Genomic DNA, 11,386 nt, shown 5'->3' on the forward strand with positions numbered 1-11,386 from the left:
CCCTCGACCAGCGGAAGGACTGGCCAAGCGACGGATCCCCTTGCCCCCAAGGGAATTCGCTAGAGCCACTACAGGACTTCAAGCCCCAGACCGGCAAGGAAGTGGCCGAGAGTGGGGACCCCCGGGCTAGACCATGGGTCCCCGGATCTGTGCCAGTCAATCCGGACCAACCGACGTGAACCCTGCCGAACTGGACAGGCGTCGGTAGCGCCGCCGTGACCCTTTGTGCTCATCGTTCGTGGCGGTGACGACGCCCCGGAAGGACACGTGCCCGGGAGCCGCCGAAACGGTCCGGGCACGCGTCAGCCGGAGGCCAGGTGCGCTGACGGATGCCGGCGCGCGCGAGGGCATGATGCGCGCGCCGGCCGTCAGCGTCTGAGGGCTAGCTCCGACGCCTGCGGCGCGTGTCCGTGAGGACCAGCGATCCACCAGCGACCAGGAGCGCAAGCCCTCCGGCGAACACCCATCCGTTGGGTCCGCCGGTGTTCGGCAGCACGTGCGGGTGCGGCTGCTGCTTCGGCGGCGACACGATCGGGCAGCTCACCTGCGTGCTCGCGCTCGCAGTGAGACCGGCAGCGTTGCCCACCGTCAGACTCGCGGTGTTCGGGTACACCGCGCAGCTGGCGGTGCTCGTCCCGCTGACCACGTGGACCGACTCGCTGGCACCCGGGGCCAGGTCGACGGCGGTGCAGTGCAGCGTCTCGTTCGACGGGCTGCCCTGGATCGAGCAGTTCTCCGGTCCCGAAGCGATGCTCCAGTCCACACCCGCGCCGCCCGGGAGCGGGTCGTTGATGACCACTCCGGTCGCCGTCCCGGTGCCCGCCGCGCTGCCGTTGGCGGCTGTCACGGTGAACCCGATCTGCTGACCGGCGGTCACCAGGGCCGCGTCCGCGGTCTTGGTGAAGCTCACGTCCGGGCACAGGACCGTGGTGGTCGCGCTGGCCGTCAGGGGCGGGTGGTTGGTCGCCGTCAGGCTCGCCTCGTTCGGGTACGCCTGGCAACTGGCCGAGCTCGTGCCGCTGACCACGTGCACCGACTCGCTGACTCCAGGCGCCAGGTCGACGGCCGTGCAGTGCAGCGTCTCGTTCGACGGGCTGCCCTGGATCGAGCAGTTCTGCGGTCCCGACTCGATGCTCCAGTCCACACCCGCGCCGCCGGGCAGCGGGTCGTCGATGACGACACCCTTGGCGTCTCCGACGTTCTCCGCGTCACTGTTGCTGGCGGTCACGGTGAACCCGATCTGCGACCCGGCGCTGACCGAAGCCGCGTCCGCGGTCTTCGTCAGGCTCACGTCCGGGCACAGCACGGTGGTCGTCGCGTTGGCCGTCAGTGACGGGTGGTTGCTCGCCGTCAGGTGAGCGGTGTTCGGGTACGCCTGGCAGCTGACGAAGCTCGTGCCGCTGACCACGTGCACCGACTCGCTGACTCCAGGCGCGAGCGTCACCCCGGTGCAGTGCAGGGTCTGGCTCGCCGGGCTGCCGTCGATCGTGCAGGTCCCCGGACCAGTGTCGACGCTCCAGTTCACACCCGAACCGGCGGGCAGCAGGTCGTCGATGACGAGTCCGGTGGCGTCACCGGTGCCCACCGCTCCACTGTTGGTGGCGGTGATCGTGAAGCCGATCTGCGATCCGGCGCTGACCGAGGTGTCGTCCGCAGTCTTCGTCAGGGTCACGTCCGGGCACTTGACCGTGGTGCTCGCGCTCGCCTTCAGCGACGGGCTGTTGGTCGCCGTCAGGCTCGCCTCGTTCGGGTAGGTCCCGCAGCTCGCGAAGCTCGTCGCACTGATCACGTGCACCGTCTCGCTCGCTCCCGGGGCCAGGCTGACCGCGGTGCAGTTCAGCGTCTCGCTGCCCACCGCACCACTGATCGTGCAGTTGCCCGCACCCGACTCCACGCTCCAGTCGACACCCGAACCCGACGGCAGCGGGTCGCTGATCGCGACCCCCGTCGCCGTACCCGTTCCCGGGTCGTTGCTGTTGCTCGCCGTGACCGTGAACCCGATCTGCTGGCCCGCGTTCACCGAGGCCGCATCCGCGGTCTTGGTGAGGTTGAGCCCCGGGCAGTTGACCGCGGTGCTCGCGTTGGCCTTCAGGGACGGGTGGTTGGTCGCCGTGAGGCTCGCCTCGTTCGGGTAGGACTTGCAGCTGGCCGAGCTGGTGCCGCTGATCACGTGCACCGTCTCACTGACCCCCGAAGCCAGGCTGACCGCGGTGCAGTTCAGCGTCTCGCTGCCCACCGCACCACTGATCGTGCAGTTGCCCGCACCCGACTCCACGCTCCAGTCCACACCCGAACCCGACGGCAGCGGGTCGCTGATCGCGACCCCCGTGGCCGTACCTGCGCCGCTGTTCGTAGCCGTGACCGTGAACCCGATCTGCGACCCGGCGTTGACCGAGGCCGCGTCCGCTGTCTTGGTCAGGGTCACGTCCGGGCAGTTGACCGCGGTGCTCGCGTTGGCCTTCAGGGACGGGTGGTTGGTCGCCGTGAGGCTCGCCTCGTTCGGGTAGGTCCCGCAGCTCGCGAAGCTCGTGCCGCTGACCACGTGCACCGTCTCACTGACCCCCGGAGCCAGGGTGACCGCGGTGCAGTTCAGCGTCTCGCTGCCCACCGCACCACTGATCGTGCAGTTGCCCGCACCCGACTCCACGCTCCAGTCCACACCCGAACCGGCCGGCAGCGGGTCGCTGATCGCGACCCCCGTCGCCGTGCCGGTGCCAGCTGCGCCACTGTTCGTAGCCGTGACCGTGAACCCGATCTGCGACCCGGCGTTGACCGAGGCCGCGTCTGCTGTCTTGGTCAGGGTCACCGCCGGGCACTTGACCGCGGTGCTCGCGTTGGCCTTCAGGGACGGGTGGTTGGTCGCCGTCAGGCTCGCCTCGTTCGGGTAGGTCCCGCAGCTCGCGAAGCTCGTCGCACTGATCACGTGCACCGTCTCGCTCGCTCCCGGGGCCAGGCTGACCGCGGTGCAGTTCAGCGTCTCGCTGCCCACCGCACCACTGATCGTGCAGTTGCCCGCACCCGACTCCACGCTCCAGTCCACACCCGAACCCGACGGGAGCGGGTCGCTGATCGCGACCCCCGTGGCCGTGCCGGTGCCAGCTGCGCCACTGTTCGTAGCCGTGACCGTGAACCCGATCTGCGACCCCGCGTTGACCGAGGCCGCATCCGCAGTCTTGGTCAGCGTCACCGCCGGGCACTTGACCGCAGTGCTCGCGTTGGCCTTCAGGGACGGGTGGTTGGTCGCCGTCAGGCTCGCCTCGTTCGGGTAGGTCCCGCAGCTCGCGAAGCTGGTGCCGCTGATCACGTGCACCGTCTCGCTCGCTCCCGGAGCCAGGGTGACCGCGGTGCAGTTCAGCGTCTCGCTGCCCACCGCACCACTGATCGTGCAGTTGCCCGCACCCGACTCCACGCTCCAGTCCACACCCGAACCGGCCGGCAGCGGGTCGCTGATCGCGACCCCCGTGGCCGTACCTGCGCCGCTGTTCGACGCCGTGACCGTGAACCCGATCTGCGACCCCGCGTTCACCGAGGCCGCGTCCGCGGTCTTGGTCAGGGTCAGACTTGCGCACTGAACGATGACGTTGGCGAAGTCGCTGTCACCGCCGGTGCCGTTGGTCGTGGAGACGCTCGCCTTGTTCTTGACCGTCCCGCAGTCGGCGGGTGTGGTCGGGGCGGTGATGTGGATCGCCGTGAGCGAGCCGGGACCGTCCACCTGGCTGAAGTCACAGGTCAGCACCTCGTTGCCGACCGCGCCGCTGATCGCGCAGCCGGTGTAGGCCGGGGACAGCGACCAGTCGAGGTCGCCACCGGAGACGCCGTCGGCGCCGGCCGGAAGGTTGTCCGTCACATGGACACCCTTGGCCGGGACGGAGCCGCCGTTGGTGACAGTGATGTCGAAGCCGATGGTGCTTCCGGCGCTCACCGAGCCCGCCGGGTTGGCGGACTTGGTCACGTCGATCTGGGCGGCGACGATCGTCGCCGACTCGTTGGCGTCCGAGCAGTGGCCGGCGATCGGGTCGTTGATCGCGTCACCGCCGTAGGAGGCGACCCAGACGTACTTGCCGGCGACCGTGGGCGGGAACGTCGACGATGTCGTGGCGTGCCCGGACGCATCGACCGACCCGGTGGTCGAGAACACCGGGGCCCCGGTGCAGGTCGGGGTCACTCCGGCGGCGTACGGGCCGTAGAGGTCGAAGGTCACCGTCCCCGTCACCGAGCCGACGAACCCGGACAGCTGGGCCGAGTCACCGAGCGTGGTGAAGCCGAGTCCTGGTGAGTGAGCGCCGGTCACCGCGATCTGCGTCGCGATCGAGGGGCTCGCGTGCGCCACCCGGAAGCACTCGTTGGTCTTGGTCGTCGCGGTCGCGGCCAGGAACGGGTTGTTGTCGTTCACCGGGTTGGGGGTGAAAGCCGCCCGCCAGCAGTACACGCCTGGAACCGTCGGGGACACGTCGTCGGACTGGGCGGTGCTGTTGCTCGCGTGCTGGATCAGCGGGTTGCTGCCGCCGGAGACTCCGCCGGTGGTGCAGTCGGCCGGGCTGCCGGTCGGGCCGCACAACCAGAACGCCACCGAGCCGGTCGGGGCCGGGTGTGCCTGGGTGCCGGTGACGGTTGCGACGTCGTGCTGTGCCGTTCCCGGCGCGACGACGTCCAGGCCGTCGATCTGGGGGTTGGTCTGGGTCTGGGTGGTGATCGTCGGGGTCGCACAGGTCGAGTCAGGGGCGACGGTCAGCGGTGCCATGTAGCCCTTGAGGTTGCCGTTGTGGGTCTGGCCGGTGATCGAGCGCAGGTAGACGCTGTTGGCCGCCGCACCCGGGCAGCTCGGCGTGATGCCGGTCAGCCCGGTCACGTCCAGGGCGACCTCGAAGAAGCTGCCCGCCGGCTGGTTGGTGCCGGCCAGCGGGTCGGCGATGGTCGCGGTGTTGATCGCGAACGTCACGTTGGCGTTGGAGTTGGTGCAGGTCTGCCCGTAGTTCGACTGCGAGGTGAACGTGCAGGCGCCGTCGAAGGCGGGAGCGGCCGAGCCCTGCGAGGAGATGTAGACCACCGCGGTGCCGTGGGAACGGTTCGGCTGGGGGGTGCCGTCGGCGCCGGTGTTGGCGGCCGCGTTGTCGATCTCGATCGCGTAGCCCTGGGTGCCGGTGGTGTTGGTCCGCTCCCAGGCCACGTAGACGAAGTAGTGGTTGTTGATCACGCGGCTGGTGGCGTAGGCGCGCTCGAAGTCGGTCTTGTCCGGGGTGCTGCCCGAGGACTGCCAGCCCGAGGGGTCGCTGTCGTCCTTGCCCGCGGTCTTGTAGGTGCCGCCCTGGGTCGTCTGGGCCACGGTGAGGCTCGGCGTGTTCCAGTCGTCAGCGGCCGGCGTACAGGTGTTCTGTGCCATGTCGCCGTCGATCTCGAAGTTGCCCGGGGTCGGACACGGCGACGCTGCCTGCGCCGGCACGATGTTCGCGCCCACGAGCAGCATCGCGATCGCAAACGCGGCGATCGCCGACACGAGCCGGGCGATCGGGCTCTGGTGCCGGAACGCGAGAACGGACCGGATCCGGCCGAAGCCGATCAGGCCGGCGGTCGACAAGTGCTTGTTCATCTGTGGTGCCCCCATTGGCGACGAGACCAGGCACGGAGCGGCGCAGTACGCGCCACAGTCGTGCCCCAGTCGAATTCCCCCTCGACCGGCGGAAGGGCCGGTCAAGACGCGAATTCCCTTGCCCCCAAGCGAATTCGCTTGTCCCACTACAGGGCCCGGGCCCCTGCGACGCCAACCGACAGCGCGAATTGGGGACCGTTGGGGACCTTGCGGGCTAGACCGGGTGGGCCATGCCATGTACCAATGAACACGCCTAAATCAGCGTGAAACGGTATGAAAAGGACATTCCCGCTTTACTTGGTCACCCCAGGTGTGGTGCGGGTCCGAACCTCGCGGCCACCGCGACGAGCCTGTCGTTCGCCTCGGGCTCCCCGACCGACACCCGCGCCCCCTCCCCGGCGAACGGCCGCACCATGATGCCGGCCTCCTCCGCCGCCGCGGCGAACTCGGCGGTGCGCTCGCCCAGGGCGAGCCAGACGAAGTTGCCCTGGGCATCGGGGAGGTCCCACCCAGAGGCCCGCAGCGCCGACACGACCCGGGCGCGCTCCTCGACCAGCGCGTCGACCCGCTCGAAGAGCTCCGCCTCGGCGGCGAGGCTCGCCACCGCGGCCGCCTGGGCGACCGACGAGACGCCGAACGGCAACGAGCACGCCCGTACGGCGGCGGCCACCTCGTCCGACCCGACCAGGTAGCCGACGCGCAACCCGGCCAGCCCGTAGGCCTTCGCGAAGGTGCGCATCACCACCACGTTGGCGCGCTCTCGCACCAGGCCGAGCGCGTCGAGCGGGCCGTCGAGGCGGACGAACTCGCGGTAGGCCTCGTCGACGACCACGAGCACCTCAGAGGGAAGCTTGTCGACGAACGCGCGGACCTCGGCGTCGCCGAGCGCCGGACCGGTCGGGTTGTTCGGCGTGCACAGGAGCACCACCTTGGTCCGCTCGGTGACCGCCGCCGCGATCGCCTCGAGGTCGTGGCGCGCGTCGGACGTCAGCGGCACCTGCACCGAGGCGGCGCCGACGACGGAGGCCGCGATCGGGTAGGCCTCGAACGACCGCCAGGCGTAGACGACCTCGTCGCCGGGATCGCAGTAGGCCTGCAGCAGGTGGTACAGCACTGCGACGCTTCCGGTGGCGGCGGCGATCCGGCTCGTCGGGACGTCGAGCTTCGCTGCCAGGGCGTCGTACAGGAGGACGCTGCCCATGTCCGGGTAGCGGTTCATCTGCGCGGCCGCCTCGGCGACCGCCTGGAGCACGCCCGGCAACGGCGGGTACGGGTTCTCGTTGGAGGAGAGCTTGTAGGTCTGCAGGCCCTCGCGCGCGGCGGGCGGCTTGCCGGGCACGTACGCCGGGATGGTGGCGACCGTGGCCCGCGGACGGGGAGTGGGTGTGCTCACGATCGCCACCCTAGGCTGACCCGGTGAGCACGCGCAGTCCGGCTTTCGGGGTCGGGCTGGTGGTACTCGGTGCCGCCTGCTTCACGGTCAACGCGGGAGTCTCCCGCGTCGCGCTGCGCGCCGGCGTCGACCCCGCGATGCTCACCACGATCCGCGTGACCTGCACCTTCCTGGTGCTCCTCGCCGGGGCGGCAGTGTTCCGGAGGTCGGCGCTCCGGCCGCCGCCTGGACGGATGCTCGTCCTGCTCGTGGTGCACGGGCTGGTCGGCGTCGCCGCGCTGCAGTGGACCTACTTCGTCGCCATCGACAGGCTGCCGGTCGGGATGGCGCTCCTGCTGGAGTACCAGGCTCCCGTGCTCGTCGCGCTCTGGGCCCGCTTCGGCCAGCACGAGCAGGTCCGGCCGCGACTGTGGTTCGGCCTGGTGCTCGCGGTCGGCGGCCTGGCCGCGGCGACCGAGGTCTGGAAGGGCGCCAAATTCGACGGACTCGGGGTCCTCGCCGGTCTCGCGGCCGCGGTCTGCTTCGCCTGCTACTTCCTGATCGGGGAGGCCGGCGTGGGCGCGCTGGACCCGCTGCGCGTGATCGTGTGGTCCTTCGGGATCGCGACGGTCGCGCTGAACGTGGCGTCGCCGATCACCGGCCTCGACACGTCGCGACTGTCGCACCGGGTCTCGCTGCTCGGCAGCCTCGACGACGTCAACGCCCCGCTGTGGGTCGTGCTGGGCTGGGTGGTCGTGCTCGGCACCCTGGTGCCGTTCTTCGCCGAGCTGATCGCGCTGTCGTTCGTGCGCGCCACGACCGTCACCGTGATCGCCCTGCTCGAGCCGATCGGCGTCTCCGCGCTCGGCTGGGCCTGGTTCCACGAGTCGCTCGGCCCGGTCGCGATCCTCGGCTGCCTGGCGGTGGTCGCCGGCATCGTGATCGCCCAGTCGGCCCGGCGTACGCACCTCGCGGTGGAGCCCCCGACCTTCACCTGATCCCGGTCGGCATCCTGATGTCGAGGGGGTTGGTCAGGCAGCGGACGGCGCCGCCGCCCTTGAGGAACTCCGGGACGCCGACGACGACCACCTCGAAGTCCCAGGCCTCGAGCTGCGCGCGCACCCGGTCCGGGCAAGCGGGCATGAGCACGGTGCGGCCGACCACGATCGAGTTGGCGCAGAACGTCATCGCCTCCGCCTCGGTGAGCACCAGCGGCTCGGGGACGAGCGCGAGCAGCTTGCGCGCGGACGCGTCGTCGAACGCCGCCGGGCAGACCATCGCCCGGGTGGCGTCGAGCGGGCAGAAGGCGAGATCGAGGTGGTACATCCCCGGGTGGGTGATCCGGACGCCGCGCACCGCGACGTCGAGCTCGTTGGCGAGGTGCTTGAGGGCCAGCTTCTCCGACCGGGGGCCGAAGCCCACGACGAGCTCGCCGCGCCACTGGAACGCGTCGCCGGCCTCGAAGTGCGCGCCCACCCCGTCGCTGCCGATGGTGTGCAGCAGGTAACCCCGGTCGGCGAACCAGCGCGCCGCGGACTCCGTCTCCATCCGGCGCTCGGGATGGCGCATGTGGGAGAGCACGACGCGTCGCCGCCCGTCGTCTCCGGCGAGCGCGAGGCCCAGGTTCATCGCGTAGACCATGTCCGGTGCGTCCGGTCGCTGCTCGAGCGCGTCGACCGCGCCGCCGGCAGCGGTGATCGCCGCAGCGACGGCGTCCCACTGGTCGCGGCTCGCGACCGGGTCCGGCTGCCCAGCCGGGTCCATGAACGGGTTGATCGCGTAGTCGACCCGGAAGTGCCCAGGCTCCACCATCAGGTAGTGCCGTCCCCAGTCCAGCTGCGTGCCCATGTCGCCTCCCCGGCGCCGATTGCCTGATTGTCTGACAATCTCAGATTGTGCGGCTCGTGGCGCGCGGATGCAAGTCCTTGTCGGACAATCGGGGGATGCCCGAGCCCACGAAGGCCACCGCCTTCGCCCACCTGCACGTCGACCCGGTCAGCACGGTCGACCGGGTGGCCGATGAGCTGCGGCGCGCGCTCTTCGAGGGCGAGCTCGATCCGGGTACGCCGCTGCGGGAGGTCGCGCTCGCCGAGTCGCTCGGGGTCGCGCGCTCGACGGTCCGCGAGGCGCTCGGGGTCCTGGTCGCCGAGGGGCTGGCCGACCGGGTGCCGAACAAGGGCACCGCCGTGCACGAGCTGTCACCCGACGAGATCCGTGACGTCTGCCGCGCCCGGGCTGTGCTCGAGGCCGCCGGCATCCGGAGGTGGGGCGACGCGTCGAACCAGGCCCGGGACGCCGTACGGGGGGCACTCGAGGAGTTCGACCGGCTCGCCCGGACCACGGCGACCGCCCAGGAGCTCACCGCCGCCCACCTCGCCATCCACCGCGCGCTGACCGGGCTCACCGAGTCACCGCGGCTTATCGCCATGGCGGAGTCCCTGTACGCCGAGATCCGGCTCGCGCTGGGCAGGCTGGACCGCATCCGCGGCAACGTGCGCGAGCAGGCGCACTCGCACGCCCACCTCCTCGGGCTCCTGGAGGGCGACGATCTCGGGGCTGCCGAGGAGGAGCTGGCGCGGCACCTGGCCGGGGCGGAGCAGTCGATCGTCGAGTCCGTGGCGTCGCTCGAGCCGCGGACCTGAGGCGGATCTATAGGCTCCGGCCATGAAGTTCATCCTCTGGCTGGTGGTCAACGCGGTCGCTCTCGGTGTCGCGGTGTGGCTCTTCGACGGGATCACGCTCACCGCAGACACGAGGGGCGACCGGATCCTGACGCTGGTCGTCGTGGGCGCCATCTTCGGCGTGGTCACCTCGGTGGTCCGGCCAATCGTCAATCTGCTCTCGCTGCCGCTGATCGTCCTCACGCTCGGACTGTTCCTGCTGGTGACCAACGCGCTGATGCTGCTGCTGACCAGCAAGCTCGCGGACACCCTGGGGCTGAACTTCCACGTCGACGGCTTCTGGACCGCGGTGTTCGGCGCGCTGGTCATCTCGATCGCCTCGATGATCGTCGAGTCGCTGCTGCCCGAACCGCGCTGACCGGCGGCAGACGCCGATGTACCGAGTCGCCCTCGTCTGCCTGGGCAACATCTGCCGCTCCCCGATCGCCGACGTGGTGGTCAACGCGGAGCTCGCCGCGGCGGGCCTCACCGACCGCGTCGAGGTGACCAGCTGCGGCACGGGGACCTGGCACGTCGGCGAGCCGATGGACACCCGGGCGGCGAGCGTGCTGTCGGGCGCCGGCTACGACCCGAGCCGGCACCGGGCCCGTCACTTCGGGGCCGACTGGCACGACCACGACCTGATCCTCGTGATGGACCGGGCCAACCTCGCCGACGTGCGGGCCGACCTGCCGCCCGACCGCCACGACCGCGTGCGGATGTTCCGGTCCTACGACCCCGAGGTGGCCGCGAGCGCCGACGAGGTGCCCGACGTACCGGACCCGTTCTACGGCGGCGCCGAGGGCTTCGACGACGTGCTCGCGATCGTCGAGCGCACCGCGCGGCGACTGGTGGAGGAGCTCGCACTGGTCAGGTGACCCGCGTGCCGCGAGGATGGGGCCCATGGCGCGGATGCGGACGCTCGCTGAGCGGGCCGAGCAGCTGCTCGGGTCGGCCGTCGTCTCGACCACCCCGGTTGCCGGCGGCGACGTCTGCACTGCGACGCGGCTGCGCCTCAGCGACGGTCGCTCCGCTCTGATCAAGACCCGGCCGCACGCGCCCGACGGGTTCTTCGAGGCGGAGGCCCGCGGCCTGCGCTGGCTCGCCGAGCCCGGGGTCGCCGGCGTCGCCGAGGTCCTCGGCGTCCAGTCCGACTGCATCGTGCTCTCCTGGATCGAGCCGAACCGCCCGTCCCCCGAGTCGGCGGCGGCGCTCGGCCGGATGCTGGCCGACCTGCACGCGAGCGGAGCGCCCGAGCTCGGCGCAGGCGAGGACGGCTTCATCGGCACGCTGCCGCTGCCCAACAAGCCGGCCGACAGCTGGCCGGAGTTCTTCGCGGTACGCCGGATCCTGCCCTACCTCAAGCTCGCCGCGGACCGCGGCCGCATCGACGAGGACGGCACCGCCGCGGTCGAGTGGGTCGTCCGGCACATCGTCGACCTCGCCGGTCCGGCCGAGCCACCGGCGCGGCTGCACGGCGACCTCTGGTCGGGCAACATCGTCTGGAACGCCGAGCGGCACGCCGTCCTCGTCGACCCGGCGGCGCACGGCGGTCACCGCGAGACCGATCTCGCGATGCTGGCCCTCTTCGGGCTGCCCCAGCTCGCGCGCGTGGTGGCGGCGTACGCCGAGGTCAGCCCGCTCGCCGACGGCTGGGAGGAGCGGCAGCCGCTGCACCAGCTGTTCCCGCTGCTCGTGCACGCCGCGCTGTTCGGCGGGCGCTACGGACAGCTCGCGACGGAAGCGGCGGCCAAGCTCCGCTGAGTC

General features: G+C 71.0%; 8 protein-coding genes. 5 read left to right on the forward strand and 3 right to left on the reverse strand.

From position 1 onward, the window contains the following. Positions 1-382: 382 nt before the first annotated feature. Positions 383-5,587 carry an LPXTG cell wall anchor domain-containing protein gene (locus ACVW00_RS19790; RefSeq protein WP_457112608.1) on the reverse strand — a complete coding sequence of 1,735 codons (5,205 nt, stop codon included), beginning with the start codon at positions 5,585-5,587 and terminating at the stop codon, positions 383-385. Positions 5,588-5,888: 301 nt separating this feature from the next. Beyond that, positions 5,889-6,980, reverse strand: coding sequence for a histidinol-phosphate transaminase (hisC, locus tag ACVW00_RS19795; protein ID WP_457112609.1), 1,092 nt, complete (start codon positions 6,978-6,980; stop codon positions 5,889-5,891). A 23-nt stretch (positions 6,981-7,003) separates the two neighbouring features. Between hisC and ACVW00_RS19800 the strand changes: the two genes are divergently transcribed. Then, positions 7,004-7,957 (forward strand): EamA family transporter, encoded by a 954-nt coding sequence (locus ACVW00_RS19800; protein WP_457112610.1) that lies wholly within the window; start codon positions 7,004-7,006, stop codon positions 7,955-7,957. Here ACVW00_RS19800 and ACVW00_RS19805 read toward each other — a convergent pair. Next, positions 7,950-8,807: a dimethylarginine dimethylaminohydrolase family protein gene (locus ACVW00_RS19805; RefSeq protein ID WP_457112611.1), complete on the reverse strand. Its 858-nt coding sequence runs from the start codon at positions 8,805-8,807 to the stop codon at positions 7,950-7,952. The genes ACVW00_RS19800 and ACVW00_RS19805 overlap by 8 nt on opposite strands. Positions 8,808-8,902: 95 nt before the next feature. Here ACVW00_RS19805 and ACVW00_RS19810 point away from each other — a divergent pair, with 95 nt between their 5' ends. Genes ACVW00_RS19810 through ACVW00_RS19825 form a run of 4 tightly spaced genes read left to right on the forward strand, consistent with a single transcriptional unit; the run spans position 8,903 to position 11,383 of the window. Continuing rightward, on the forward strand, positions 8,903-9,601 hold the full coding sequence (locus tag ACVW00_RS19810; protein WP_457112612.1) for a GntR family transcriptional regulator: 699 nt from the start codon (positions 8,903-8,905) through the stop codon (positions 9,599-9,601). 22 nt (positions 9,602-9,623) lie between these two features. Beyond that, positions 9,624-9,998 (forward strand): phage holin family protein, encoded by a 375-nt coding sequence (locus ACVW00_RS19815; protein ID WP_457112613.1) that lies wholly within the window; start codon positions 9,624-9,626, stop codon positions 9,996-9,998. Between the two features lie 16 nt (positions 9,999-10,014). Next, on the forward strand, positions 10,015-10,497 hold the full coding sequence (locus ACVW00_RS19820) for a low molecular weight protein-tyrosine-phosphatase (RefSeq protein WP_457112614.1): 483 nt from the start codon (positions 10,015-10,017) through the stop codon (positions 10,495-10,497). A gap of 25 nt (positions 10,498-10,522) precedes the next feature. After that, on the forward strand, positions 10,523-11,383 hold the full coding sequence (locus ACVW00_RS19825) for a fructosamine kinase family protein (protein WP_457112615.1): 861 nt from the start codon (positions 10,523-10,525) through the stop codon (positions 11,381-11,383). Positions 11,384-11,386 lie beyond the last annotated feature (3 nt).

It is taken from the genome of Marmoricola sp. URHA0025 HA25, from assembly GCF_054059435.1.